The 24,733-nt window shown below is 61.3% G+C and carries 24 protein-coding genes and 1 tRNA gene; 16 read left to right on the plus strand and 9 right to left on the minus strand.

The window, feature by feature from the left end; genetic code table 11:
- Positions 1-87: 87 nt before the first annotated feature.
- A complete protein-coding gene (locus AC1D3C_RS15570; RefSeq protein ID WP_477483520.1) occupies positions 88-1,569 on the plus strand; it encodes an NAD(P)H-hydrate dehydratase in 1,482 nt (493 codons plus the stop codon).
- On the opposite strand, the gene AC1D3C_RS15575 is transcribed toward AC1D3C_RS15570, so the two are convergent.
- Together AC1D3C_RS15575 and uvrA are read right to left on the minus strand one after the other, a co-directional pair.
- Complete coding sequence (locus tag AC1D3C_RS15575; RefSeq protein WP_477483521.1) at positions 1,566-2,378, minus strand: DUF72 domain-containing protein; 813 nt, start codon at positions 2,376-2,378, stop codon at positions 1,566-1,568. The genes AC1D3C_RS15570 and AC1D3C_RS15575 overlap by 4 nt on opposite strands.
- A gap of 24 nt (positions 2,379-2,402) precedes the next feature.
- A complete protein-coding gene (gene uvrA, locus AC1D3C_RS15580; protein ID WP_477483522.1) occupies positions 2,403-5,324 on the minus strand; it encodes an excinuclease ABC subunit UvrA in 2,922 nt (973 codons plus the stop codon).
- Between the two features lie 247 nt (positions 5,325-5,571).
- Between uvrA and AC1D3C_RS15585 the strand changes: the two genes are divergently transcribed.
- Positions 5,572-6,120: a single-stranded DNA-binding protein gene (locus tag AC1D3C_RS15585; protein ID WP_247136297.1), complete on the plus strand. Its 549-nt coding sequence runs from the start codon at positions 5,572-5,574 to the stop codon at positions 6,118-6,120.
- A 49-nt stretch (positions 6,121-6,169) separates the two neighbouring features.
- On the opposite strand, the gene AC1D3C_RS15590 is transcribed toward AC1D3C_RS15585, so the two are convergent.
- Together AC1D3C_RS15590 and AC1D3C_RS15595 are read right to left on the minus strand one after the other, a co-directional pair.
- Positions 6,170-7,318, minus strand: a complete 1,149-nt coding sequence (locus tag AC1D3C_RS15590) for an HPP family protein (protein ID WP_477483702.1) — start codon at positions 7,316-7,318, stop codon at positions 6,170-6,172.
- 106 nt (positions 7,319-7,424) lie between these two features.
- Positions 7,425-8,054 carry a MarC family protein gene (locus tag AC1D3C_RS15595; RefSeq protein ID WP_247033031.1) on the minus strand — a complete coding sequence of 210 codons (630 nt, stop codon included), beginning with the start codon at positions 8,052-8,054 and terminating at the stop codon, positions 7,425-7,427.
- Positions 8,055-8,281: 227 nt separating this feature from the next.
- On the opposite strand from AC1D3C_RS15595, the gene gyrA reads away from it, so the two are divergent.
- Positions 8,282-11,098, plus strand: a complete 2,817-nt coding sequence (gyrA, locus tag AC1D3C_RS15600; RefSeq protein WP_247033034.1) for a DNA gyrase subunit A — start codon at positions 8,282-8,284, stop codon at positions 11,096-11,098.
- 119 nt (positions 11,099-11,217) lie between these two features.
- Here the strand turns inward: gyrA and AC1D3C_RS15605 are convergent, their stop codons facing one another.
- The gene (locus AC1D3C_RS15605) at positions 11,218-11,361 is read right to left on the minus strand and encodes a hypothetical protein (protein WP_247033037.1); all 144 of its coding nucleotides are present in this window, start codon (positions 11,359-11,361) and stop codon (positions 11,218-11,220) included.
- Between the two features lie 29 nt (positions 11,362-11,390).
- Positions 11,391-11,546, minus strand: coding sequence for a hypothetical protein (locus AC1D3C_RS15610; RefSeq protein ID WP_155414821.1), 156 nt, complete (start codon positions 11,544-11,546; stop codon positions 11,391-11,393).
- A 435-nt stretch (positions 11,547-11,981) separates the two neighbouring features.
- On the opposite strand from AC1D3C_RS15610, the gene coaD reads away from it, so the two are divergent.
- The 5 genes from coaD to tgt all read left to right on the plus strand — a co-directional run bounded on the left by coaD (position 11,982) and on the right by tgt (position 15,942).
- A complete protein-coding gene (coaD, locus tag AC1D3C_RS15615; RefSeq protein ID WP_038542997.1) occupies positions 11,982-12,476 on the plus strand; it encodes a pantetheine-phosphate adenylyltransferase in 495 nt (164 codons plus the stop codon).
- 27 nt (positions 12,477-12,503) lie between these two features.
- Positions 12,504-13,076, plus strand: a complete 573-nt coding sequence (locus tag AC1D3C_RS15620; RefSeq protein ID WP_477483523.1) for a peptidylprolyl isomerase — start codon at positions 12,504-12,506, stop codon at positions 13,074-13,076.
- Between the two features lie 78 nt (positions 13,077-13,154).
- The gene (locus AC1D3C_RS15625; protein WP_038543001.1) at positions 13,155-13,664 is read left to right on the plus strand and encodes a peptidylprolyl isomerase; all 510 of its coding nucleotides are present in this window, start codon (positions 13,155-13,157) and stop codon (positions 13,662-13,664) included.
- 65 nt (positions 13,665-13,729) lie between these two features.
- Positions 13,730-14,815 (plus strand): tRNA preQ1(34) S-adenosylmethionine ribosyltransferase-isomerase QueA, encoded by a 1,086-nt coding sequence (gene queA, locus AC1D3C_RS15630; RefSeq protein WP_477483524.1) that lies wholly within the window; start codon positions 13,730-13,732, stop codon positions 14,813-14,815.
- Positions 14,812-15,942 (plus strand): tRNA guanosine(34) transglycosylase Tgt, encoded by a 1,131-nt coding sequence (gene tgt, locus AC1D3C_RS15635; RefSeq protein WP_477483525.1) that lies wholly within the window; start codon positions 14,812-14,814, stop codon positions 15,940-15,942. The genes queA and tgt overlap by 4 nt, the downstream gene beginning before the upstream one ends.
- A gap of 11 nt (positions 15,943-15,953) precedes the next feature.
- On the opposite strand, the gene AC1D3C_RS15640 is transcribed toward tgt, so the two are convergent.
- Complete coding sequence (locus AC1D3C_RS15640; RefSeq protein WP_247033048.1) at positions 15,954-16,379, minus strand: DUF4864 domain-containing protein; 426 nt, start codon at positions 16,377-16,379, stop codon at positions 15,954-15,956.
- 282 nt (positions 16,380-16,661) lie between these two features.
- On the opposite strand from AC1D3C_RS15640, the gene AC1D3C_RS15645 reads away from it, so the two are divergent.
- The 4 genes from AC1D3C_RS15645 (at position 16,662) to AC1D3C_RS15660 (ending at position 19,260) form a co-directional block, all read left to right on the plus strand.
- Complete coding sequence (locus AC1D3C_RS15645; protein ID WP_247136293.1) at positions 16,662-17,816, plus strand: MFS transporter; 1,155 nt, start codon at positions 16,662-16,664, stop codon at positions 17,814-17,816.
- Between the two features lie 128 nt (positions 17,817-17,944).
- Positions 17,945-18,562, plus strand: coding sequence for a J domain-containing protein (locus AC1D3C_RS15650; protein WP_247136292.1), 618 nt, complete (start codon positions 17,945-17,947; stop codon positions 18,560-18,562).
- 74 nt (positions 18,563-18,636) lie between these two features.
- On the plus strand, positions 18,637-19,116 hold the full coding sequence (locus AC1D3C_RS15655) for a GNAT family N-acetyltransferase (RefSeq protein WP_247136291.1): 480 nt from the start codon (positions 18,637-18,639) through the stop codon (positions 19,114-19,116).
- Between the two features lie 54 nt (positions 19,117-19,170).
- Positions 19,171-19,260: transfer RNA gene (locus AC1D3C_RS15660), tRNA-Ser, on the plus strand.
- 142 nt (positions 19,261-19,402) lie between these two features.
- Here the strand turns inward: AC1D3C_RS15660 and AC1D3C_RS15665 are convergent.
- A complete protein-coding gene (locus AC1D3C_RS15665; protein ID WP_477483526.1) occupies positions 19,403-20,248 on the minus strand; it encodes an alpha/beta fold hydrolase in 846 nt (281 codons plus the stop codon).
- A gap of 221 nt (positions 20,249-20,469) precedes the next feature.
- On the opposite strand from AC1D3C_RS15665, the gene AC1D3C_RS15670 reads away from it, so the two are divergent.
- Entirely contained in the window at positions 20,470-20,943 is a 474-nt protein-coding gene (locus AC1D3C_RS15670; protein WP_477483527.1) for a winged helix-turn-helix transcriptional regulator, read from the plus strand.
- A gap of 128 nt (positions 20,944-21,071) precedes the next feature.
- Here the strand turns inward: AC1D3C_RS15670 and AC1D3C_RS15675 are convergent, their stop codons facing one another.
- The gene (locus tag AC1D3C_RS15675) at positions 21,072-21,791 is read right to left on the minus strand and encodes a Crp/Fnr family transcriptional regulator (RefSeq protein ID WP_477483528.1); all 720 of its coding nucleotides are present in this window, start codon (positions 21,789-21,791) and stop codon (positions 21,072-21,074) included.
- A 145-nt stretch (positions 21,792-21,936) separates the two neighbouring features.
- Here AC1D3C_RS15675 and AC1D3C_RS15680 point away from each other — a divergent pair, with 145 nt between their 5' ends.
- From AC1D3C_RS15680 to AC1D3C_RS15690, 3 genes are all read left to right on the plus strand, one after another.
- Positions 21,937-22,185: a DUF6894 family protein gene (locus AC1D3C_RS15680; RefSeq protein ID WP_477483529.1), complete on the plus strand. Its 249-nt coding sequence runs from the start codon at positions 21,937-21,939 to the stop codon at positions 22,183-22,185.
- A gap of 256 nt (positions 22,186-22,441) precedes the next feature.
- Positions 22,442-23,497, plus strand: coding sequence for a septal ring lytic transglycosylase RlpA family protein (locus AC1D3C_RS15685; RefSeq protein ID WP_477483530.1), 1,056 nt, complete (start codon positions 22,442-22,444; stop codon positions 23,495-23,497).
- Positions 23,498-23,564: 67 nt separating this feature from the next.
- Positions 23,565-24,731 (plus strand): D-alanyl-D-alanine carboxypeptidase family protein, encoded by a 1,167-nt coding sequence (locus AC1D3C_RS15690; protein WP_477483531.1) that lies wholly within the window; start codon positions 23,565-23,567, stop codon positions 24,729-24,731.
- Positions 24,732-24,733 lie beyond the last annotated feature (2 nt).

Here is a 24,733-nt window from a genome sequence, read left to right on the forward strand (position 1 = left end):
CTTATTTAGGCAATTGCATAATTTTTATGCCATTCTGGCTAGAGAAGTGGCGCTTGTTTTCTGATCATCTTTCCGTTCAATAGCGCTATGGATGCTTCGCTTGTTTCACTGCTGCTGACGCCTGACGAGATGACGGCGGCGGATGCCGCCTCTGCCCGATCCGGCATTCCGTCCTTCGACCTGATGGACAGGGCAGGCCGCGCGATTTCTGCCGCCGCGCTTCGGCATTTTCCCGGCGCGTTGCGTTTTGTCGCACTCTGCGGTCCCGGAAACAATGGGGGGGACGGATATGTCGCGGCCCGCGCGCTTGCCGAAGCCGGCGCCGCCGTTGACGTCCATCATCTCGGCGATCCCAGAACACTGAAAGGCGATGCAAGACGGGCGCGCGACCTCTGCGGCCTGCCGTCGAAACCGCTCGAAGCCTATCAGCCGCGGACCGGTGACGTGGTGGTCGACGCGCTGTTCGGTGCCGGCCTGACGCGCGAAGTGCCGGACATTGTCGCGGAGGTGATCCGCGAGGTCGGCGAGGCGGGGATATCAGTTCTTGCGGTGGACCTGCCGTCCGGTCTCTGCGGGAGGCGGGGCGTGCCGCTCGGCGCCGCCTTTCAGGCCGCCCATACGGTCACTTTCATGACTCGCAAGCCGGGCCACCTGCTGCTGCCGGGCAGGTCTCTCTGCGGTGACGTCGAAGTTTTCGATATCGGCATTCCAGCCCGCATCATTCGCGAGGTTGCCGGCAGGACGAAAGAGAATTGCCCTGAATCGTGGCGCGGTCTCCTGATCGAGCCGGGAAGTGAGACCCATAAATACCGACGGGGACATCTGGCCGTGTTTTCCGGCGAGGCCGGCAAAACCGGGGCCGCCCGCCTTTCGGCAACCGCGGGCCTGAGGGCCGGGGCAGGGCTGGTGACGGTCGGTTCGCCGGAGGACGCCATGCCGGTCAACGCGGCCTCGCTGACCGCGATCATGCTGCACCGGGTGGACACGCTCAAAGACCTGGAAAACTGGCTTCGCACGGCAAAACTTGCCGCTTTCGTGCTCGGACCGGGTTTCGGCATCGGCAAGAAGGCGAGGCAATTTGCACTGGCGTTGAAGGACCGCCCCCTGGTGCTCGACGCCGACGGCATTACCTCCTTCAAGGAAAAGCCCTCGGACCTGTTCGATGCCTTTGCCGGCGGAGAGCCCCATCTGGTGCTGACGCCGCACGAAGGCGAATTCGCCCGGCTTTTCCCCGACATCGCCGCGGATGACAACCTGAGCAAGGTGGAAAAGGCGGTGGCGGCTTCCGCCCGCGCTCACGCTGCCATTGTCTACAAGGGCGCCGACACGGTGATCGCCAGCCCCGACGGACGCGCCTACATCAATACCAACGGACCGCCGTGGCTGGCGACTGCCGGTTCCGGAGATGTGCTCGCGGGCATGATCGGCGCATTGCTCGCCCAAGGCATGACCGCATTCGAGGCGGCCGCTGCGGGCGTCTACCTGCATGGCGAAGCCGGCAAGTGGGCGGGCAGGGGCGTGACGGCCGAAGACCTCGCCACCCATGCCGGCGTACGGCTGGATCTCTAACTGCGGCTTTCCAGAAGTTCGCGCATCGCCATCGCGCCATAGGGCGCGTTCACCTTGCCCTCATGGATGAAGAAGGCGAAAACGTCGCGCGGCTCCTTCTTCGGCTTATGTTTGTTATCGACCAGCGGCAGGTCGTCCGGCACGCCGCCCTCGGCCCAGGTTTCCAGCCTTTTCGCCCAGGCCTTCATATCCTCTTCGGCGTAGCAGGTTTTGATCTCGTCCGAGCCTTTTTGCAGGCGCGTGTAGACGAAATCCGCCGTGACATCCGCGATCATCGGATAGTCGAAATGGTCGGCACAGACCGGCGCGATATTATATTTCGCCAGCAGCGCGATAAATTCCGGGACCTTGAACGTGTCGTTGCGGACCTCGACCACATGGGTCAGCTTCAGCCCGTCCAGCTTGTTCGGCAGCAATTTCAGGAAGGCCTCGAAATCGTCCGCTTCGAACTTCTTGGTCGGCGCGAACTGCCAGAGCAGCGGCCCGAGATGATTGCCGAGCTCGGTCAGGCCCTGGGTCAGGAATTTTTCGATCGACTCCCCCGCCTCGGCCAAAACCTTGCGGTTGGTAGTGAAGCGGCTGGCCTTCAGCGAAAAGATGAAGCCGTCTGGAACCTCGGATGCCCATTTGGCAAAGGTCTCCGGCTTCTGCGATCCGTAATAGGTGCCGTTGACCTCGATCACCTTCAGCTTGCTTGCGGCATATTCGAGCTGTTTTTTCTTGGCCAGTTTTTCAGGATAGAACGTGCCTTCCCACGGCTCGAAGGTCCAGCCGCCGATGCCCGTGCGAATTGTCCCGGCTTTGGTCATCAATTCCCTCCCACATGCAGAGATTCACTCCGCCGCTTCCACCTTCTTGACCGGCCGACGCTCCAGCAGTTCCTTCAGGAATTGGCCGGTATAGGACCGCTTTTCCTTGACGATCTGCTCGGGCGTGCCGGCCGCGATCACTTCGCCGCCGCCTGTGCCGCCTTCAGGGCCGATATCGATGATCCAGTCGGCCGTCTTGATGACCTCGAGATTATGCTCGATAACCACCACGGAATTGCCCTGGTTCACCAGTTCCTGCAGCATTTCCAGAAGCTTGGCGACATCATGGAAATGCAGCCCGGTCGTCGGCTCGTCGAGGATATAAAGCGTGCGTCCCGTCGAGCGTTTCGACAGTTCCTTGGCTAGCTTGACGCGCTGCGCCTCGCCACCCGAAAGCGTATTGGCCTGCTGGCCGACCTTGATATAGCCGAGCCCGACCTCGAAAAGCGACTGCAGCTTGTCGCGCACCGCCGGTACCGCCGAGAAGAACTCGACGCCTTCCTCGACCGTCATGTCGAGCACGTCGGCGATCGATTTGCCCTTGAAGGTGACGTCGAGCGTTTCGCGATTGTAGCGCTTGCCGTGGCAGACGTCGCAGGTGACGTAGACGTCGGGCAGGAAGTGCATCTCGATCTTGATGACGCCGTCGCCCTGGCAGGCCTCGCAGCGGCCGCCCTTGACGTTGAACGAGAAACGGCCCGGCTGGTAGCCGCGGGCTTTTGCCTCCGGAAGACCGGCAAACCAGTCACGGATCGGCGTAAACGCGCCGGTATAGGTGGCCGGGTTGGACCGCGGCGTGCGGCCGATCGGCGACTGGTCGATATCGATCACCTTGTCGATATGCTCGAAGCCGTCGATCCTGTCGTGTTCGGCCGGAATCTCGCGCGCACCCATGACGCGGCGCGCGGCGGATTTATAAAGCGTCTCGATCAGGAAGGTCGATTTGCCGCCGCCGGACACGCCTGTGACGGCGGTGAAGACGCCGAGCGGAATGGCAGCCGTGACATTCTTGAGGTTATTGCCACGGGCGCCAAAAACCTTGATTTCCTTGCCCTTCTTCGGCTTGCGGCGCTCGGCCGGTACCGGCACGCCGAGCTCGCCCGACAGATATTTGCCGGTCAGCGATTTCGGATTGGCCATCACCTCGCTGGGCGTGCCTTCGGCCACCACCTGTCCGCCATGGATGCCGGCCGCTGGGCCGATATCGACCACGTAGTCGGCACTCATGATCGCGTCTTCGTCATGCTCGACGACAATCACCGTATTGCCGATGTCGCGCAGGTGTTTCAGCGTGTCGAGCAGGCGGGCATTGTCGCGCTGGTGCAGGCCGATTGACGGCTCGTCGAGAACGTAGAGCACGCCGGTCAGGCCGGAGCCGATCTGCGAGGCAAGCCGGATGCGCTGGCTTTCGCCGCCGGACAATGTGCCGGAATTGCGCGACAGGCTGAGATAGTCGAGGCCGACATCGTTCAAGAACCGCAGGCGTTCGCGGATCTCTTTCAGAATGCGGACCGCGATCTCGTTCTGCTTGGCGTTCAGCTGCTCCGGCAGCACCTCGAACCAGTCGCGCGCGATCCGGATCGACATCTCGGTAACCTGGCCGATATGCAACTTGTTGATCTTGACCGCCAGCGCTTCGGGCTTGAGGCGATAGCCGTTGCAGGCCGGGCAGGGGGCCGCCGACATGTACCGTTCGATCTCCTCGCGCGCCCAGGCGCTGTCGGTTTCCTTCCAGCGGCGCTCGAGGTTCGGCACGATGCCTTCGAAATTCTTGACCGTCTTGTAGGAGCGGGCGCCATCGGCATAGTGGAATTCGATCTTTTCCTCGGTGCCCTCGAGGATCGCCTTCTGTGCGTCCAAGGAAAGCTCGTTCCAGCGGCTGGACAGCTTGAAATCGAAAACCTTGCCCAGTGCTTCGAGCGTCTGATTGTAATAGGGCGAGGTAGATTTTGCCCATGGCGCAATCGCGCCGTCGCGCAACGTGCGGGCAGGCTCCGGTACGATCAGCGCCTCGTCCACCTTCTGTTGCGAGCCGAGACCGTCGCAGGTGGGGCAGGCGCCAAATGGATTGTTGAACGAAAACAGCCGCGGTTCGATCTCCGAAATGGTGAATCCGGAGACGGGGCAGGCGAACTTTTCAGAAAACAGCACCCGTTCGTGCGTTTCGTTGAGGGACTTGTTGGCGGATCCGCCGGCCGAAGTCTCTTCCGGCGGCAGCGGCTTGTCGGCGAATTCGGCAACCGCCAGCCCATCGGCAAGTTTCAACGAGGTTTCGAGACTATCGGCCAGGCGCGCGGCAATATCGGAGCGAACCACGAGCCGGTCCACGACGATATCGATATCGTGCTTGTATTTCTTGTCGAGCGCCGGAACGTCGGCGATCTCGTAGAACTGGCCGTCGACCTTGACGCGCTGGAACCCCTTTTTCATCAGGTCGGCGAGTTCCTTTTTATACTCGCCTTTGCGTCCGCGGATCATCGGTGCCAGAATATAAAGACGCGTACCTTCCTCGAAGGCGAGGATGCGGTCGACCATCTGGCTGACCGTCTGGCTTTCGATCGGCAGGCCGGTCGCCGGCGAATAGGGCACGCCGACGCGCGCAAAAAGCAGGCGCATGTAGTCGTAAATTTCGGTGACAGTGCCGACCGTCGAGCGCGGATTGCGCGACGTCGTCTTCTGCTCGATCGAGATCGCCGGGGAAAGCCCATCGATCTGGTCGACATCTGGCTTCTGCATCATTTCCAGGAACTGGCGCGCATAGGCCGAAAGGCTTTCGACATAACGCCGCTGGCCTTCCGCATAAATCGTGTCGAAGGCGAGCGAAGACTTGCCCGAGCCCGAAAGGCCGGTCATGACGATCAGCGAATTGCGGGGCAAATCGAGATCGATGCCCTTCAAATTGTGCTCGCGCGCACCACGTATAGAAATGCTCTTCAGTTCGCTCATCTTCATGCTCTCGGGAGGATTGAAGGTCCTTATGTAGTGATTGATCCGCGGCTGTCGAGACGAAACTGCTGCGATGCGGCGCCGTTCCCGAGTCGGTTGACAGCACTATAGGAATAAAATAGAACAAATAAAGAACAAATTTGCCTGTGGATTAAAGATCGCAAAAGCCCAACGGCTGGCCCCAATGGGCTAGAGTGTCGCGATTGATTTTTGGTGCCGTTACCGGGCGGCAGATGAGGTGATGAATATGGCTGGTAGTGTGAACAAGGTAATCCTGGTGGGGAATGTGGGGGCTGATCCTGAAATCCGCCGGACGCAGGACGGCCGGCCGATCGCCAACCTTCGCATCGCCACGTCCGAAACCTGGCGTGACCGCAACAATGGCGAACGCCGCGAGAAGACCGAATGGCATACGGTCGTCGTCTTCAATGAAGGCCTCTGCAAGGTCGTCGAGCAATATGTGAAGAAGGGCGCCAAACTCTATATCGAAGGCGCGCTGCAGACCCGCAAGTGGCAGGACCAGACCGGCAACGACCGTTATTCGACGGAAATCGTGCTTCAGGGCTTCAACTCGACGCTGACCATGCTGGACGGTCGCGGCGAGGGCGGCGGCGACCGTGGCGGTGCTGGCGGCAATCGTGTCGGCAACGATTTTGGCGGCAACGACTTCGGCGGCGGCGACGATTACGATCGCCGGCCTGCTGCGGGCGGTGCGAGCCGCGGCGGTCAGTCCTCCGGCGGTCAGCCGGCAGGCGGCAATTTCTCCCGTGATCTCGACGACGACATCCCGTTCTGATCTGTCGGTTACCATCGATCTCTGAAATGGCGGCTGCCTGAATTGTTGTTCAGGCGGCCGCCTTGTCGGCGAGCATCGCGACCAGGACGTCTGATTGCGATAGAATGCCCACCAGTTTGTTGTTCTCCCGGGTGACCGGCAGGTAGTGCAGCCCTTCTTCGGCAAAGATGACGATCGCATCTGCGATCGGCGTGGCCGGGCCAACCGTCCTGACCGGCGCCGTCATGATGTCCTTGACCGTGTCGTTCGGTGCGCTGGCGCCCGACAGGACGAGGCGCATACGCTGGGCAAAACCGATTTTCGGCCGACCTCTCGTCCAGTTCGCCTTGTCGAGAAAATCTGTCTGGGTGACGATCCCCACCACTTCCGCCCTGTCGTTGGTAACCGGCAGGGCCTTGAAATGGTGGGCGCGCATCAGGTCGTGCGCCTCCTTCAGCGTATTGTCGGGTGCGACCGCCACCACGTCGCGCGACATGATGCTGGCGCAATCGAGGTGGCCGGCGCGCCGGCGATAGGAGCGCAATTCCGTCCGGCGCAGGATCGTTTCGAGGTCGTCGCGATCGATATCCAGGAACTCGTCGTATTCTTTCAGGACATCGTCGAGGTCGGCGGAGGTAAAGCCGATGCGCTGGATCGAGGCGGGATCTCTCGTGCCGTGATCGGCCGCCGCCGGCTTGGCCGCGTGCGGGTAACGACGTCCTGTCAGATTGTTGAAGGCCAGCGCGATCAGCAGCAGGACGAGCGAATTGCCGGCGACCGGCCAGATCACGAAACCGTATCCGAGTTCATGGATCGTCGGTCCGCCGAGCACTGCGGTCAGCGCGATCGCGCCGCTCGGGGGATGCAGGCAGCGAAGCGTCATCATCGCCGCGATGGCAACGGCGATCGCCACCGCCGAGGCCAGGAACGGATTGGTTATCAAAAGAGCGGCGGTCACGCCGACCAGGGCGGCGACGATATTGCCGCCAATGATCGACCAGGGCTGTGCAAGCGGGCTGGAAGGCACTGCAAACAGCAGCACGGCCGAAGCCCCCATAGGGGCGACCAGTGCCGGAAGCGTTGCATCTGCCTTCAAAGCCAGGCTTCCCAGCAGTCCGGTCACCAGAATGCCCGCGAGTGCGCCAAGCGCTGCACGCAATCTTTCCTTGGGACTGACGGGGGTGGCTTCCGGCAGGAGCCGGCGCAACATGCGGCGCATCATGGAGACCTTCGAGTGAGGTGGGGTTGAATCGCGTTTTAGCAGAAAATTCCGCTCTGTCGCCCGGGTCTTACCGAAGGCTGCGTCCTACCCGAAGAGTGCGGGCCTAAAGATTGAAGGCCGAGCGTACTCCGTCGACGACGAACTGGACGGAGAGCGCCGCAAGGATCACGCCGAGCAGACGGGTGAGGATTGCCCGTCCGGTGACCCCGAGAAAACGGTCGAGCCGTTCGGCGACCAATAGCGTTGCGTAGACGAGCAGCATGATCAGCGCGATGACGCCGATAAGAAGCGCCCGGTCGAGAATGCCGGGCAGGGTGCCGGAAAGCAGGACTGTGGCTGAGATCGCGCCCGGACCGGCAATCAGCGGCAACGCCAGCGGAAACACCGCGATATTGTGGATATGGTCGATGGTGATTGCGGCCTGGGACGTCTTTTCCTTCCGCTCCTGGCGTTTCTCGAACACCATTTCGAAGGAGATCCAGAAGAGCAGCAGGCCGCCGGCAATGCGGAAGGCGCCGATCGATATGCCGAGCAGCCCGAGCACGCTCGAACCGAACAGCGCAAAGACGGCGAGGATGCCGAAGGCGATCAGCGATCCTCGGAAGGCGACCTGGCGGCGCTGAAGGGCAGTCATGCCGACGGTCAGGCCCAGAAAGACCGGCGCCAGCCCGGGCGGGTCGAGTGTCACGAGCATCGTGGTCAGGGCATTGACCAGCATATCGGGGGTCGCCATATCCTCTCCCTGTCAGGCTGCAATCCTTGCAGTCGCATGCGAAGATTGTTAGGACAGGCCGGCAGCGAAAGAAACCCCACTCCGTCCGCGTCGCGGCATGTTTCGACCTTGTTCAAAAGCCGTGTTAAAGCCGCAAAAGCTGTTCAAAACCATTGTGGAAATTGGCGCTCGGAACCGCTTTCCGCTATAAAAAAGAAACTGATTCCGAACAGAGATCGTGATCCGATTTGACTGAGCAAAGCACACCCGGCGGCGGAAAGCTGCCTCCAGGCATCGAACCCATTTCCATCATGGAAGAGATGCAGCGGTCCTACCTCGATTACGCAATGAGCGTCATCGTCAGCCGCGCCCTTCCTGACGTCCGCGACGGATTGAAGCCGGTCCACCGGCGCATCCTCTACGGCATGTCGGAACTCGGCATCGACTGGAACAAGAAATACGTCAAATGCGCCCGTGTGACCGGGGACGTGATGGGTAAATTCCATCCGCACGGCAACTCGGCGATCTATGACGCGCTGGCCCGTATGGCGCAGGATTGGTCGCTCCGCCTGCCGCTGATCGACGGTCAGGGCAATTTCGGTTCGATCGACGGCGACCCGCCGGCAGCCGAACGTTACACCGAATGCCGCCTCGAGAAGGCCGCCCATGCGCTGCTCGACGATCTCGACAAGGAAACCGTCGATTTCCGCGACAACTATGACGGCACGCTCTCGGAGCCCGTCGTGGTGCCGGCGAAATTCCCGAACCTTTTGGTCAACGGCGCAGGCGGCATCGCCGTCGGCATGGCGACCAACATCCCGCCGCACAATCTGGTGGAAGTGATCAACGGCTGCATCGCCCTGATCGACAACCCGGCCATCGAACTTCCGGAAATGATGGAGATCATTCCCGGTCCGGACTTTCCGACAGGGGCGCTGATCCTCGGGCGCGCCGGTATCCGTTCCGCTTACGAGACCGGTCGCGGCTCGGTGATCATGCGCGGCGTCGCGGCGATCGAGCCGATGCGCGGCGATCGCGAGCAGATCATCATCACCGAAGTTCCCTTCCAGGTGAACAAGGCGACCATGGTCGAGAAGATCGGCGAATTGGTGCGCGAAAAGCGTATCGAGGGCATTTCCGACCTGCGCGACGAATCCGACCGCCAGGGTTACCGGGTTGTCGTCGAGCTGAAGCGCGATGCTAATGCGGACGTGATCCTCAACCAGCTCTATCGCTACACGCCGCTGCAGACCTCCTTCGGCTGCAACATGGTGGCACTGAACGGCGGCAAGCCGGAACAGCTCGCGCTGCTGGACATGCTGCGCGCTTTCGTCTCCTTCCGCGAGGAAGTGGTGAGCCGGCGCACGAAATACCTGCTGCGCAAGGCTCGCGAACGCGCCCACGTCTTGGTGGGCCTTGCGATCGCAGTCGCCAATATCGACGAGATCATCCTCCTGATCCGCCGCGCTCCCGATCCGCAGACGGCGCGCGAGCAGTTGATGACCCGTCGTTGGCCGGCTCAGGACGTCGATGCGCTGATCCGCCTCATCGACGATCCGCGCCACAAGATCAATGAGGACGGCACCTACAATCTGTCCGAGGAACAGGCCCGCGCCATCCTCGAGCTCCGTCTCGCCCGCCTGACGGCGCTCGGCCGCGATGAAATCGGTGACGAACTCAACAAGATCGGCGCCGAGATCAGCGACTATCTCGACATCCTGTCGTCGCGCCTGCGCATCCAGACGATCGTCAAGGACGAACTCGCCGCCGTGCGTGACGAATTCGGCACCCCGCGCCGTACGCAGATCCTCGATGCCGGCCTCGAAATGGACGACGAGGATCTGATTGCCCGCGAGGACATGGTCGTCACCGTTTCGCATCTCGGTTATATCAAGCGCGTCACGCTCGGCACCTATCGCGCCCAGCGTCGCGGCGGCAAGGGCCGTTCCGGCATGGCGACGCGCGACGAGGATTTCGTCACGCGCCTGTTCGTGGCCAATACCCACACACCGGTACTGTTCTTCTCCTCGCGCGGCATCGTCTACAAGGAAAAGGTCTGGCGCCTGCCGATCGGCACGCCGCAGTCCCGCGGCAAGGCCCTGATCAACATGCTGCCGCTGGAACCCGGCGAACGCATCACCACGATCATGCCGCTGCCCGAGGACGAGGCAACCTGGGATAACCTCGACGTCATGTTCTCGACCACTCGCGGCACCGTTCGCCGCAACAAGCTGTCGGACTTCGTGCAGGTCAACCGCAACGGCAAGATCGCCATGAAGCTCGAGGAGGAGGGCGACGAAATCCTCTCCGTCGAGACCTGCACCGATCAGGACGACGTGCTGCTGACCACCGCGCTCGGCCAGTGCATTCGCTTCCCCGTCGGTGACGTGCGCGTCTTTGCCGGCCGCAATTCGATCGGCGTGCGCGGCATCACGCTGGGCGACAGCGACCGCATCATCTCCATGACCATTGTCGGCCATGTGGATGCGGAGCCCTGGGAGCGTGCGGCCTATCTCAAGCGTTCGGCGACCGAACGTCGCGCCGCTGGCGTGGACGAGGAGGACATCGCTCTCGTGGGTGAGGAAGTCACCGAAGAGGGACAGCTCTCCGACGAGCGTTACGAGGAATTGAAGGCACGGGAACAGTTCGTGCTGACGGTTTCGGAAAAGGGTTTTGGCAAGCGGTCGTCCTCTTACGACTTCCGCACATCGGGCCGCGGCGGCAAGGGCATCCGCGCCACCGATACGTCCAAGACCGCGGAGATCGGCGAACTGGTCGCCGCCTTCCCGATCGAGGACAACGACCAGATCATGCTCGTGTCCGATGGCGGCGTGCTGATCCGCGTTCCGGTCAACGGCATCCGCATCGCCAGCCGCGCCACGAAGGGCGTCACGATCTTCTCGACGGCGAAAGACGAGAAGGTTGTTTCGGTCGAGCGTATCAGCGAGCCGGAAGGCGACGAGGAGAACGGCAATGGCCTGCCGGAGGAAATCGTCAGCGAAACCGGTGATCTCGGCGCCGCCGCCCCGGAAGCCGGCCCGACGGATGAGGGTGCGGCCGAATAGGCCGCATTCCCCCTAAAAACCGGGCACACTAAAAAGCCGGAGGATGAAAATCCTCCGGCTTTTGTTTGAACCGCTTGCGACGGGAAAGTCTGTGAAGGCGGTTCGCTACAGTGAAATCGTCAGAATGCGCTGTGACGGCGCGCGAAATCCCTGAAATCCTTCATGTCGGCACGTTCGCGCTGGAGCTCGGAAATCGTTGAGGCCACGGAAGCCACGAACATGATGCTGATCAAACCTGCAAGTACTGTCAACGTCACGAACATGGGAATCCTTTCTGGTCCATGTATCCGCCTCAGTAGTACGAGAGATCGCTATAACGACCCGTTACCTGCGGATAATTCAGATCTGCCAATTGGGATTTATCTTGATAAAGGGTTACTGTTGCCGTCAGCATCACCGCAATCATGGCCGTCCAAACCAGGTTGATCATGGTGATCTTGTCCAGCATGATCGTTTTCCTTCTCGCGATCATCGCCATCTGTCCTTCTTGTTAGCCTGAACGCGCACCGCGCAAACAGGTTCCACCGCATTTTGAGAGATACTTAACCTTGCCGCTCTGAAGCCTCCTTGAATGCTCTGTTCATCTGGCGTTCAGAATTCAAAGTCTTTCAGGCTTCTTCCGATCCGAAGGCGACAACGAAAGCCTCCAGTGCAAAAGCGAGAACCACGGCTCCCATCACCATCAAAGCCAGCATTTGTCGTCGTTTCTCCCGAGATACGGACGGGTCTTTCACCCGCCACGATCGTCATAAGACCACAGGGCCGCTGAAACGCCCTTGAACGGGCCATTCATCTTTCGTTCAGAATTGCGAGATGCTTGCGGTAGAGCGGCTTCCGTGACAAAAGGCGTCAAAATTTCGCTGAAACAGGCCCGGACCTCGGCATGACAACTGCTTTTTATCCCGGTTCTTTCGATCCGATGACACACGGCCATCTGGACGTGCTTGTCCAGGCGCTGAATGTCGCGGACACGGTAATCGTCGCCATCGGCATTCATCCAGGCAAGGTGCCGATGTTCACCTTCGAGGAGCGGGCCGAACTCATCAGGGCGTCGCTTGCAGAGGCGCTGCCGGACAGGGCGGGCCATGTTTCGGTCGTTTCATTCGACAAGCTGGTGGTTGACGCCGCCCGCGCCAACGGCGCCGGGCTTCTGATCCGAGGCCTGCGCGATGGCACCGATCTCGATTATGAAATGCAGATGGCTGGCATGAACCGGCAGATGGCGCCGGATATCCAGACTGTTTTCCTACCGGCCGGCACCGCCTCGCGGCCCATTACGGCCACATTGGTCCGGCAGATCGCGGCCATGGGCGGCGACGTCAGCGCCTTCGTGCCTGCCGCGGTCCTCAAGGCCCTGAACAACAAGCTGAAACGCTGATCGTTTCCGAACCCCGGAGTTCTTCCCATGAGACTGCTTCGTCTTGCCGTTGCCGGCGCTTTTGCACTCGCTTCGATGGTCCTGCCGGCTCTTGCCGCGCCGGATGACTTCCTGACCATCCAGCTGAAGGATGGCCCGGTGGTGATCCAGCTGATGCCGGAAGTCGCGCCGAAACATGTGGCGCAGATCAAGGCGCTCGCCGTCAAGGGCGAATACGACAACGTCGTCTTCCACCGCGTCATCAACGGCTTCATGGCCCAGACGGGCGACGTGCAGTTCGGCAAGCAGGGCGGCAAAAGCTTCAACCCGGCCCGCGCCGGCATGGGCGGTTCTGAAATGCCCAACATTCCGGCCGAATTCTCGAAGGTACCGTTCGAGCGCGGCATCGTCGGCATGGCGCGCTCGCAGGATCCGAATTCCGCGAACTCGCAATTCTTCATCATGTTCACCAAATATCCGAGCCTGGACGGCCAGTACACGGCGGTCGGCAAGGTCGTGTCGGGCATGGAATTCGTCGACAAGATCAAGCGTGGCCAGGGCGGCAACGGCGAGGTCACCGATCCCGACAAGATGATCAAGGTCACTGTCGGCAAGAAGTAGGCGCCCAAAAGGCGAAGAACTAAACGAAGGGCGCCCCGTCGCGGACGACAATCGGGCGCCGAATTAAGGAGAAAGCACATGGCCGAGATCAAGGATCCGGAAAACACCCTCATTGTGGAAACCACCAAGGGCAAGGTTGTCATTTCGTTGCTTCCGGATCTGGCGCCGGGCCACGTTGCCCGCATCAAGGAACTTGCCCGCGAAAATGCCTATGACGGCGTCGTTTTCCACCGCGTCATTCCCGATTTCATGGCCCAGACGGGTGACGTGAAGTTCGGCAAGCAGGGCTCCGAGAGCTTCAACCCGGCCCGTGCCGGCATGGGCGGCTCGGAAAAGCCGGACCTGAAGGCTGAATTCTCCGCCGTTCCGCATGTCCGCGGCACCTGCTCCATGGCCCGTTCGCAGAGCCCGAACTCGGCCAATTCGCAGTTCTTCATCTGCTTCACCGATGCACCGTGGCTGAACAAGCAGTACACCGTCTGGGGCCAGGTCATCGAAGGCATGGACTTCATCGACCAGATCAAGAAGGGCGAGCCGGTCAAGGATCCGGACTCGATCGTTTCGGTCCGCGTCGCCGCCGACGTCTGATCTCGACGGAATGAATAGCCCGCTCCGTCTGCCGGCGGGGCGGGCTTCGCTTTTTTGGAAAATCCATGCGCGTCGATCTCTTCGACTTCGATCTCCCGGAAAAAAATATAGCGCTGAGGCCCGCCAGCCCGCGTGACAGCGCCCGGTTGCTCGTCGTGCGGCCGGAAGCCCAGACGGTGCTTGCCGATCACCGCGTGTCGGATCTGCCGGGTTTCCTGAGACCGGGCGACGCGCTGGTCTTCAACGACACCAAGGTCATACCGGCGCAGCTGGAAGGCATCCGCCATCGCGAAGGAGCCGGCGGCCAGCAGGTTTCCGCGACGCTCCATATGCGCGTCGCCCCAGATCGCTGGAAGGCCTTCGCCAAGCCTGGAAAACGCATCAAGACCGGCGACCGGATCGAATTCGGTGATAGTGGCAACGCCTGCCTGATCGGTTCGCTTGCCGCAACCGTGGAAGGCAAGGGCGAGGGCGGCGAAGTCACCCTGCGCTTCGATCTTTCCGGCCCGGCACTTGACGAAGCGATCATGGCGGTAGGCCACATTCCGCTGCCGCCCTATATCGCCGCCAAGCGCCCGGAAGATGCACAGGATCAAAAAGACTACCAGACCATCTACGCCCGCGAGGAGGGTGCCGTCGCGGCTCCGACCGCCGGCCTGCATTTCACGCCGGAGCTTTTCTCGAACCTCGACGCCGCCGGTATCGAACGGCATTTCGTAACGCTGCATGTGGGGGCAGGGACGTTCCTGCCGGTCAAGGCCGACGACACGGCCGAGCACAAGATGCACCAGGAGATCGGCCATGTCAGCGCCGAGACCGCCTCCCGGCTGAATGCGGTGAAACGCGCCGGCGGGCGCATCGTCTGCGTCGGCACCACCTCGCTGCGGCTGATCGAAAGCGCCGCTGCCGATGACGGCACGATAAAACCCTGGAGCGGCGCGACCGGCATATTCATCACGCCGGGCTACCGCTTCAAGGCGGTCGATATGCTGATGACCAATTTCCACCTGCCGCGATCGACGCTGTTCATGCTCGTTTCGGCCTTCTGCGGTCTGGAGACGATGCGGGCGGCCTATTCCCACGCGATCGAAACCGGTTACCGCTTTTACTCCTATGGCGATTCCAGCCTTCTTTTCCGGGACAACCGATGACCGAGACTTTCCAGTTCAATCTCAAGGCCACCGATGGCGGCGCGCGGCTCGGTGAGATCACCATGCCGCGGGGCACGATCCGCACCCCGGCCTTCATGCCGGTCGGCACGGTCGGCACCGTCAAGGCCATGTATCTCGACCAGGTGCGCGATACCGGCGCCGATATCATTCTCGGCAATACCTACCACCTGATGCTGCGCCCGGGTGCGGAGCGCGTCGCGCGGCTGGGCGGTCTGCATGAACTGATCCGCTGGAAACATCCGATCCTCACCGATAGCGGTGGTTTCCAGGTCATGTCGCTGTCGGGGCTTCGAAAGCTCGACGAGAAGGGCGTCACCTTCAAGAGCCATGTGGACGGCAGCCTGCATCATATGTCGCCGGAGCGTTCGATCGAGATTCAGGGCCTGCTCGGCTCCGACATCCAGATGCAGCTCGACGAATGCGTGGCGCTGCCTGCCGAGCCCAAGGAGATCGAACGGGCGATGGAACTGTCGCTGCGCTGGGCCGAGCGCTGCCGCGCCGCTTTCGGCGATCAGCCGGGTAAGGCGATGTTCGGCATCGTCCAGGGCGGCGACCAGCCTGAGCTTCGCATTCGCTCTGCCGAAGGGCTGAAACAGCTCGACCTGAAGGGCTATGCGGTCGGCGGCCTTGCCGTCGGCGAGCCGCAGGACGTCATGCTGAAGATGCTCGAAACCACGCTTCCCATTCTGCCGTTCGAAAAGCCGCGTTACCTGATGGGCGTCGGCACGCCGGACGACATGCTGAAATCGGTGGCGCGCGGCATCGACATGTTCGATTGCGTGATGCCGACCCGTTCGGGCCGCCACGGGCTTGCCTTCACCCGGCGCGGCAAGGTCAATATCCGCAATGCCCGCCATGCGGAGGACATGCGGCCGCTGGACGAGGAATCGAACTGCCCGGCGGCGCGCGATTATTCCCGCGCCTATCTGCACCACCTGGTGCGAGCCGACGAAGCGCTCGGCGGCATGCTGCTCTCCTGGAACAACCTGAACTATTATCAGGACCTGATGAATGGCATCCGTCAGGCGATCGCCGAGGGCCGGTTCGCCGATTTCTATGCCGAAACCCAGGAAATGTGGGCGAAGGGCGATATCGATCCCGTCTGATCAAACGGGCGTCAGATACCCTGGCTGGCGGTGTTGCGGATCATCCGCACGCCGTTGACCTTGTAGGACCCATCGTCCATCAGCCGCATCTCGTAGATGGCCGTCCAGTCCTTGCCTTCCCTGGCGCTGATCATCACTTCCTGCAGCACCACTTCACCGCCGCCGATCATCTTCGAGCGGCCGAAGGCATAGTTGCCGGCGTGATAGACCGGCTCGTAGGTTTTCCGCACCATATCCAGGAACCGATCCTTGTTGGGATAGAGACTGCGGATCCCGGGCGAGGCGAAGAAATAGGCCTTTTCCGCGTCGTCATGCATCAGCGCAGCGATCTGGCTGGAAATCACCGCCTGCGCATTGGCGACGGGGTCCTCGGCTTTGACGGCGGTAAAGGAACAGAGAGCGAAACACAGAACGACAGCAACAAATCGAACCAGCATCGGGCTTTCTCCAAGGGCGAGCACCAGAAGGCTAGCGCCTTTAGGCGCAAGGAGAAGATGGCGCCTGCAAAAATTTCGCGCAACGCCTTCCTGAAGGCAAGCGAATCCGAATGATTACAGAATGATGACGTGTCGAAGCGGCCCCTGCCGTTATCCGCACGTTTTCGTGATATTCCGCCTGTGGGTGGCGCAAGGCAGCGTCCCGTTATCGCGGCTTGTCGGTATCCATCGACGCTGTCAGGAATGCAGCGGGAAATTTGATTCGCCCGGACATGCATTTCGATGAAAAATCTTTTACCGCCGGCGCTGCTTTATTTCAGCAATGCCATCCTCTTCATTTCGCTGTTCACGCGGTTGCCGGCTATCCAGGCGTCGCTTGGAATCGACAAGGCCGGCCTCGGTCTGGCCCTGCTGAGCGCACCTGTCGGCACCTTTCTCGCGTTGCCGCTGGCCGGCCGCATCAACGACCGTCTGACGCCGCGGCTGACGGCGCTCGTCACCTTGCCGATCTGCGCCCTGCTAACGCCGGCGCTGACAATTCTTCCGGTCGCCGGGTTCGTGATCTGTTTCTTTCTGTTCGGTTTTTTCCGCACCATTTTCGACGTGGCGGCCAACATGATTTCCGCCGGCATAGAGCAGCGGACGGGCCGGAAGGTACTGTCCCGCAGCCATGGTTTCTGGTCGGTCGGCCTGCTGGCCGGCTCTCTTTGTTCCGGCTTCCTCGCCGAAAAGGCGGTGACGCCCTTTGTGCAGCAGACGCTCGCCACCGGTTTCGTTATCGCCGCCTGTTTGTTCGTCTTCTGGGTTACCCCAAGAGACCCGGCACCGGAGACGCCGCCCGATCGCAAGGGATCTGCCTACGTGCTTCCCGACAGGACGATCGTGTTGATCTGCGTGATGGTTTTCGGCCTCTGCATCGTCGAGGGCGCGGTCTACGACTGGGGCATCTTTTTTCTGCGCGAACAGCTGAAGGCCGACCCGGCGATTGCCGGCGTGCTTTATGCTGCCTTTACCGTCGGTATGGGGTTGACGCGGCTTTCCGGCGACATGCTGCGGGATAGTTTCGGCCCCATGATCCTGGTGCGGGCCTCGGCCGTTTCCGTTGCTCTTGGGATTGTACTCCTTGTGGCGATGCCGAGCCTGACGCTTGCCGGCGCCGCACTTTTTCTGATCGGTTGCGGCGTGGCGCTGGCTTTTCCGCTGGCAGTCTCGACGACGATCGCGCTCGGCAAGGGCAGGCCCTCGGAAAACCTTGCGGCGCTGTCGCTGACGCTGATGCTGTCGACGATCGGCGTGCCGCCACTGCTCGGCTTCATCGCCGAGCATGTCAGCCTTGTCGCGACCTTCCTGGTATTGTTGCCCTGCGTGCTGGTCAGCTTCCTGATGGCGCCCGTCGCCGAAGGCCGCCGCCTGTCCTGGCCGCGCCGGCGGAGATAGCCCGAACGGGCCAGCCTGCGGGCCCATCGGACTAGCCTGTGGGAAAGGCGGGCAGGGGCATGACCCTGCCCATAATTGGCCATAACAGTGGGCGAGGGGTTGAGACCACTGGCCTTAGCCGTTAGACAATGAAATCGGATTTGCCGAAAACAGGTGACACTGTGATCGACCCTTATGAGATGCTTGGTGTTTCGCGGGAGGCGGATGGCGTTGCCATCAAGTCGGCCTATCGCAAACGCGCAAAAACGGTTCATCCGGACGCCGGCGGCGACGTCGATGCGTTCGGAAAACTGACGGCATCCTATGAACTTCTTTGCGATCCCGTCCGCCGCAAGGTCTACGACGACACCGGTTACGACCCGGAACTCGCCGATACCAAGGATCTGCAGGGGCTGATGATTCTCGAAACGCTGGTCAACGAGATCATCCTCGACGAGCGCGAGCCAGGCAGTTTCGATCCGGTCGCTGCCATGCGCCGCAAGCTGACCGACAAGATCGTCAACGCCCGCTTCCATATTCTGGAGATGGAGCGCCATCGCGCCCGCATCCGCAATCATATCGATCGCATCGGCCGCAAGCCTAACGCGGACGTCCTAGGGCGCATGCTGAAATCCCGCTGCGTGGCGATCGACGACGCGATCGGCAAGGCCGAGACCGAGATTGGCAACATCGAGCAGGCCTATGGCATGCTGGATGGCTATTCCTACGAGGTCGAGGTGATCGAGATCAAGACCGCGGCGGAGTAGGCCGTACAGCCGGTCTTGACACCCAATATAGCTTCAAGACATAGCTTCAGCCCGTTCAATCCAAAGGGTTTTCGATGGCGTTGACCATACGTGAGGCCGTCCGCGAGGATGCGGCGACATTACTCGGTTTCATCCGCGAGTTGGCGATCTACGAAAAAGCCGAGCACGAGGTCGCGGCGACCGCCGAGACGATTGGGAACTCCATCTTCGGCACCGGATCGGTGACCCATGCGCTGGTCTGCGAACAGGACGGCATTCCCATCGGCATGGCCATCTGGTTCTTCAGCTATTCGACCTGGCAGGCGAGAAACGGGCTTTATCTCGAAGACCTGTATGTGACGCCGAAGGCGCGCGGGCTCGGCGCCGGCAAGGCGCTGCTGAAACGGCTGGCGCAGATCGCCATCGACAACAATTGCGGCCGTTTCGAATGGAGCGTACTCGACTGGAACGAACCGGCGATCCGCGTCTACGAGGCGATCGGCGCCGAGCCGATGAACGAGTGGATCCGTTACAGGCTTTCCGGCGAGACGCTGAAAAGCTTTGCCGAGGGCTGATAGAGCAGGTGAGGTTGACGCTGGACCTGCGACCGTTATAAAGCCAGCGCACGGGGAAGAGTGTCCGAGTGGTTTAAGGAACCGGTCTTGAAAACCGGCGTGCGGGAAACCGTACCGTGGGTTCGAATCCCACCTCTTCCGCCATCCCGCCGCCGATTTCCCGGTTGCATCCTCCATAGCTGTCGATTGCCGCAGCGTCCCAGTCGGGAATAGTGGCTGCGCCAATGCGGACTTCGCCCCAGTGAGAACGCCACTCGTCTCCTACGCCGACCCGCTCGCGCCGTGATCAGGTTTCGCCGATGAAGTCCGAGATCAGGCCGACGACGGCTTCTGGCGAATCCTCGAAGCAGTAATGCCCGACGCCCGCGAGACGTCTAACTGGCGCCGCAGGAAAAACCGCAGTGAAGACTTGGAGGAAATGCTCGGCCCGGAGGGTGCGGTCCTGCTCGCCCCAGATCGCCAGGGCCGGCTTGCCGCGGATGATCCGGTCGGCCGCGGGATCGGGCGTCTCGAAGCGGTGCATGCCGGTCGCAAAGCCTTTCGCCCAACCGATCGCGCCGCGGCAGTCGGCGGGACTTGCGAAGGGCGCGCCATAGGCGGAGAGCCATGTGTCGGTGATGAGCGCATTGTTCTCGAAGCCGTTGAGTTTGAGGGTGCTCAGGATGTTGAAGCCGAGCTGCCCGAGGACGGGCTCGAGAGTACCGTCCGCCTCGGCCTTGGCGATCCACTGAAACCAGGGCGAGACGGAAGCATTGGCCGTGACGTGGTCGATAAGGTCCGGCTGGCCGAACGGTGTCGGCCCATTTGCCGAGATGATCCGGCGGATGCGTTCCGGCTGCCGGGCAGCCAGCCCCATGCCCGCGGGACCGCCGAAATCGTGCATCACAAGGCTGATATCGGTGAGACCGAGGGCAAGGACGAATTTCTCCAGATTGTCGATGTGGTCCTGTAGCCAATAGCTTCGGTCGGAAGGCGTCTCGCTCTTTCCGAAGCCCATGTGATCCGGGACGATCACCCGGTGCGTCTGGCGCAGGACCGCAATCAGATGGCGGAACAGATATCCCCAGGTCGGCTCACCATGCAAGCAGAGAACGACCTCGCCGTCGCGCGGCCCTTCGTCAACATAGTGCATCTGGAACCCTGGGGCTCCGGTAAAATACGGCGCGAAGGGGAATGTGTCACCGAACGTGGCTTTGGGTGGGATCATCGTGGTCCTCGACAAATTGTGGTTTCAAATTAAAACCACTGATGCTTAGCGCTTGTAGTTTTAACTTGCAACCATTATGATCACAGCAGGAGCCGCCGCCTTTCCGGATAGGTCACGCACGGCAATGAGAGGACGGGCTGGTAACGATGGCCAAAAGGATAAGTCACAAGCACGCGCCGTGCGGCGTCGCTCGCCCACTGGATGCGATCGGCGACTGGTGGTCGCTGCTGATTGTCCGCGATGCCTTCGATGGCCTGCGTCGGTTCGGGGAGTTTCAAAGGAGCCTGGGGCTGGCCAGGAACATCCTCTCGGCCCGCCTGCGCAGTCTGGTGGCGCATGGCATCATGGACACCGAACCTGCGTCGGACGGCAGCCCCTATCAGGAATACATCCTGACCGAGAAGGGACGCGGGCTGTTCCCCCTTCTTGTCGCGCTTCGGCAATGGGGGGAGGACTTTTTCTTTGAGCCAGACGAGATGCGTGCGCAACTGGTCGACAGGAAGACCAGCCAGCCGGTTCAGAGATTGGAGCTACGTTCGCAGGACGGGCGCATACTCGGGGCGTCGGATACTGTGGTGCAGTTGCCGCCTGCGGCGAACGAAGCCCCGCATTCAAGCTGAGCCGCGCAGATGAGTATGGCAGACCGCCCGTGACATCGACTTCCGCGCGGTGTCGTTAATGGCGCGGTGGCGCAGGGTCTGCCATCCCCCTGGCGTATCTTGATACCGCAGCGATAGCTTACCTCTTGTCACCGCGGCTCCACGGAGAGGCTCAGGTAGGTCGGGTCGAATTCCGCCACTTCCTGCAACCGGTCCCAGTCGAGAATGGTGATCGTGTGGTTGGACCAGGAGATCAGGCGTTCCCGCCTGAGCGTCTGGATGACGCGGTTCATGTGGACGAGCGACAATCCCAGGACATCAGCCATCTCGCCTTGCGAGAGCGGAAGGTGAAAGGTCCACCCGTTGGTGCGGCGGACCACGTCCAGCCGGACGTAGAGTTCGCAAAGAATGTGGGCGAGATGCGAGACTTTGGAACGTCGCCCCATGGCGACGATCCAGGCTCGATGAATCGAGCCGTGGATCAGCGTATCGAGCCACAACATCCGGGTCAGGTGCGGATGCTGTTCCGTCACCTGTTTCAGGTCTGAATGGTCGCAAAGGCTGACATGGCATGGGGAAAGCGCGACGACGCCGTGGTCCATGGTTTTCAGCAGGAAGGCGTGCAGGTCGACAAAATCCCCGGCGACGTGGATTGCCGTGATCTGCCGCGTGCCTTCCGCCGTCAGTTTGTATCGGGCAGCGAACCCGTCGACGAGCAGGCTGCTGTAGCCGGGCCTCGATCCCTCCGCGACGAAATCCTCTCCCGCCAGAAAACGCCTTTCGCGGCCGACGATGCGCCTGAGAATGTTGCGCTCTTCATCGGTAAGAACGTCATGCTGTTCGAGGTTGAGAAGTAGAGAGTCGATCACGGTTATCCTCGGCGGGGCATCAATATCGAGGTAAAGAACGGATGAGGAGGCTATATAGATCCATCGGAAAGACTGACCCCTGGCCGGGAACAAATGCCTGCAAAGGAAATTCGGGACGATAAATACTCAGGGCAGTGAGCATGGCATGGCGCGATACTTCTTCGATTTGATCAACGGTGACGGACCTGTGCGTGACAATGAGGGCCAGGAAATATCGACCCGCGAGGAGATCAGCCGGGAGGTCAGCCGGATCTTGGCGGACATTGCCCGCGAGGAGTTCCCCGAGCGGGGGAAGGGGGCGATCTCGATCGAAGTCCGTAACGAACATGGTCAGCCGGTGTTTACCGGGCGCCTGTCGTTCCAGACGCAGTGGCATGATGAACCGGAACTCTGACTATGTAACCTCGAAGTTATTCGGGTGTGTACTTGGCTTTTAAAGCAGCCGTTATTTACGCATCATTAACCATATTGAATAGAATTTTATCTATGTGTCCAATTTCACTCGCATTTTCGCCACGTTGCCAGCAAAAGTTCATTTCCATTAAGTCCGCGGCATAGGGGTATGTCTCGGATCGGTTCAATGGCTGTGAAAAGTGGCGCGGTTACGAGGACCGTTTGCGGCGTATCGCAGTGAAGGCGGCATGGGACGGATGAGTTTGGGTTTGAGTGGCGGCAAGCTTTCGCTGGGTGCGAAATGGCTCGGGATGACGATGGTCTGTGCAGGGATGGCGTCCTGCGCCACGACCGAGGCACCGAAATCGAAACCCCGCAGCAAAGAGTATTTCTCCGAAAAGGAATATGGCGTTAAGGCGAGCCCGCGCGTGGTCGGCGACGGCCGGCCCGTGCCGAAGGGTGGCGGCCGGTTCATGGTCGGCCAGCCCTATGAGGTGAAGGGCCAGACTTACGTTCCGAAGGAAGATCCGAATTATAACAGGAGCGGTCTCGCCTCCTGGTACGGCTCGGCGTTTCACGGTCGCCTGACTGCCAATGGCGAAGTTTACGATAGCGACCACCTGTCTGCCGCGCATCCGACCTTTCCGCTGCCGAGTTATGCCCGCGTGACCAATATCGACAACGGCACCTCGGTCATCGTCCGGGTCAATGACCGCGGCCCGTATCATCCGGGCCGCATCATCGACGTTTCCGACAAGACGGCCGAGATGCTCGACATGAAGCGGATCGGCACGGCTCATGTGAACGTGCAATATGTGGGCCGCGCCCGCATGGACGGAAAGGACATGCCTTTCCTGATGGCGTCCTACATCCGTAAGGGCGATCGCCTGCCGTCGATCCGGCCGGAAGGCCAGATCGCCACGGGCGTCATGGTCGCGTCGAACCAGACGCTGGGCGACCAGCTCCAGAGCTACGGCTCGGCCATACCGCGTCCGATGGCGCTGGCCGGCCGGACGCCGAGTGGCCCGGCGCCGGTATCCACCGCGCCAGAGGCCTTCGAGGCCTTCGAGAATTTCTCGACATTGCCGCAGGTCGGTCCCCACCCGATCGAGCGGCCGGTTGCTGGCGGCGTCGTTGCCGCGCAGACCCGCCAGGTTGCGTCTTCCTATCCGCTCGAAACTCAGGCAAGGCCACCGCAGGGGCGGAGCGTGGAATCCGCCTACGCATCGGCGCCTCAGGCTAAAACTCCGCAGGTTATGTTCGGTAACATGGTGCTGGAAGGTCCCAAGGCCGCTCAAAAGCCCGGGCGCTGACGCATGGGCGATTGCCGGGTGCAATCGCCGCTGCTACGCATAGGGCGGAACGGTTCGTGGGGTGATCATGCGGCGCCTGCTGATTCTTCTTTGCCTGGTATTCCTGCAAGCCGGCTTGCTTTCGCAAGCCGTCGACGCGCAGGAACCGCCACCCGCCTTGGTGACCAAGGCGAAGCAGATCTATATGGTCGAGGCAAAGACCGGCACGGTGCTGCTCGCCTCCAACGAAAACCAGGGTTTTCCCCCGGCGTCGCTTGCCAAGCTGATGACCATGGAAGTGGTCTTCAGTGCGTTGAAGCGCGGGGAGATCAGCCGCGACACGACCTATCCGGTTTCTGAATTTGCCTGGCGCACCGGCGGGGCGCCCTCGGGCACCACGACCATGTTTGCGGCGCTGAAATCGCAAATACGCGTCGAAGACCTCGTCAAAGGCGTCGTCGTCCAGAATGGCAACGATGCCTGCATCGTGCTGGCAGAGGGCATTTCCCATTCCGAACGCGAATTTGCAGCCCGGATGACGGCGCGCGCCAAGGATCTGGGTCTCGGCCGGTCGGTCTTCGGCAATTCCACCGGTCTGCCGGACACGGAGAGCCGCACGACCGCGCGAGACCTCGTCGAACTCTCTCGCCATATCTTCCGCGAATATCCGGAATTCTATCCGATCTACGCGCAGCCGGATTTCACCTGGAACAAGATCTTCCAGCGCAACAAGAACCCGCTTTTTTCACTCAATATCGGCGTTGACGGCCTGGGCGCCGGTTTTGCCGAAGGTTCGGGTTATGCCCTGGTGGCCTCGGTGGCGCGCAACCGCACGCGGCTGTTCCTCGCCATGGGTGGGCTTGCAAGCGACAAGGAGCGGCTGGATGAAGCGAAAAGGGTGCTCGAATGGGGGCTTTCCTCGTTCGAGACCAAGGTCCTGTTCAAGCAGGGCGAAGTGATCGGCCAGGCGAGCGTCTATGGCGGTACGACGGGCCATGTGGATCTCGTCGCCAAGGAACCGGTCGATATCTACCTGCCCGCCAATAATCCCGACCGCCTTTCCGGGCGAATCGTCTATCGGTGGCCATTGCGGGCTCCGGTAACCGAAGGCCAGGATGTCGGCGTGCTGAGGATTTCGGCAGGCGACCGGGTGGTGCGGGAAGTGCCGCTGGTAACCGCCAAACCGGTCGGAACGGGCAGCCTCGTCAGCCAGGCGACGGATGCGTTGCTTGAACTGATGTTCTTCTGGCTTTGACA

This window comes from Neorhizobium sp. P1_A6, assembly GCF_056406795.1.

Excerpts from the sequence above, each read along its gene's own strand:
- AC1D3C_RS15570 (WP_477483520.1), top strand. The coding sequence starts at position 88 with ATGGATGCTTCGCTTGTTTCACTGCTGCTGACGCCTGACGAGATGACG.
- AC1D3C_RS15575 (WP_477483521.1), bottom strand. The coding sequence starts at position 2,378 with ATGACCAAAGCCGGGACAATTCGCACGGGCATCGGCGGCTGGACCTTC.
- uvrA (WP_477483522.1), bottom strand. The coding sequence starts at position 5,324 with ATGAGCGAACTGAAGAGCATTTCTATACGTGGTGCGCGCGAGCACAAT.
- AC1D3C_RS15585 (WP_247136297.1), top strand. The coding sequence starts at position 5,572 with ATGGCTGGTAGTGTGAACAAGGTAATCCTGGTGGGGAATGTGGGGGCT.
- AC1D3C_RS15590 (WP_477483702.1), bottom strand. The coding sequence starts at position 7,318 with ATGCGCCGCATGTTGCGCCGGCTCCTGCCGGAAGCCACCCCCGTCAGT.
- AC1D3C_RS15595 (WP_247033031.1), bottom strand. The coding sequence starts at position 8,054 with ATGGCGACCCCCGATATGCTGGTCAATGCCCTGACCACGATGCTCGTG.
- AC1D3C_RS15605 (WP_247033037.1), bottom strand. The coding sequence starts at position 11,361 with ATGTTCGTGACGTTGACAGTACTTGCAGGTTTGATCAGCATCATGTTC.
- AC1D3C_RS15610 (WP_155414821.1), bottom strand. The coding sequence starts at position 11,546 with ATGCTGGACAAGATCACCATGATCAACCTGGTTTGGACGGCCATGATT.
- coaD (WP_038542997.1), top strand. The coding sequence starts at position 11,982 with ATGACAACTGCTTTTTATCCCGGTTCTTTCGATCCGATGACACACGGC.
- AC1D3C_RS15620 (WP_477483523.1), top strand. The coding sequence starts at position 12,504 with ATGAGACTGCTTCGTCTTGCCGTTGCCGGCGCTTTTGCACTCGCTTCG.
- AC1D3C_RS15625 (WP_038543001.1), top strand. The coding sequence starts at position 13,155 with ATGGCCGAGATCAAGGATCCGGAAAACACCCTCATTGTGGAAACCACC.
- queA (WP_477483524.1), top strand. The coding sequence starts at position 13,730 with ATGCGCGTCGATCTCTTCGACTTCGATCTCCCGGAAAAAAATATAGCG.
- tgt (WP_477483525.1), top strand. The coding sequence starts at position 14,812 with ATGACCGAGACTTTCCAGTTCAATCTCAAGGCCACCGATGGCGGCGCG.
- AC1D3C_RS15640 (WP_247033048.1), bottom strand. The coding sequence starts at position 16,379 with ATGCTGGTTCGATTTGTTGCTGTCGTTCTGTGTTTCGCTCTCTGTTCC.
- AC1D3C_RS15645 (WP_247136293.1), top strand. The coding sequence starts at position 16,662 with ATGAAAAATCTTTTACCGCCGGCGCTGCTTTATTTCAGCAATGCCATC.
- AC1D3C_RS15650 (WP_247136292.1), top strand. The coding sequence starts at position 17,945 with ATGAAATCGGATTTGCCGAAAACAGGTGACACTGTGATCGACCCTTAT.
- AC1D3C_RS15655 (WP_247136291.1), top strand. The coding sequence starts at position 18,637 with ATGGCGTTGACCATACGTGAGGCCGTCCGCGAGGATGCGGCGACATTA.
- AC1D3C_RS15665 (WP_477483526.1), bottom strand. The coding sequence starts at position 20,248 with ATGCACTATGTTGACGAAGGGCCGCGCGACGGCGAGGTCGTTCTCTGC.
- AC1D3C_RS15670 (WP_477483527.1), top strand. The coding sequence starts at position 20,470 with ATGGCCAAAAGGATAAGTCACAAGCACGCGCCGTGCGGCGTCGCTCGC.
- AC1D3C_RS15680 (WP_477483529.1), top strand. The coding sequence starts at position 21,937 with ATGGCGCGATACTTCTTCGATTTGATCAACGGTGACGGACCTGTGCGT.
- AC1D3C_RS15685 (WP_477483530.1), top strand. The coding sequence starts at position 22,442 with ATGAGTTTGGGTTTGAGTGGCGGCAAGCTTTCGCTGGGTGCGAAATGG.
- AC1D3C_RS15690 (WP_477483531.1), top strand. The coding sequence starts at position 23,565 with ATGCGGCGCCTGCTGATTCTTCTTTGCCTGGTATTCCTGCAAGCCGGC.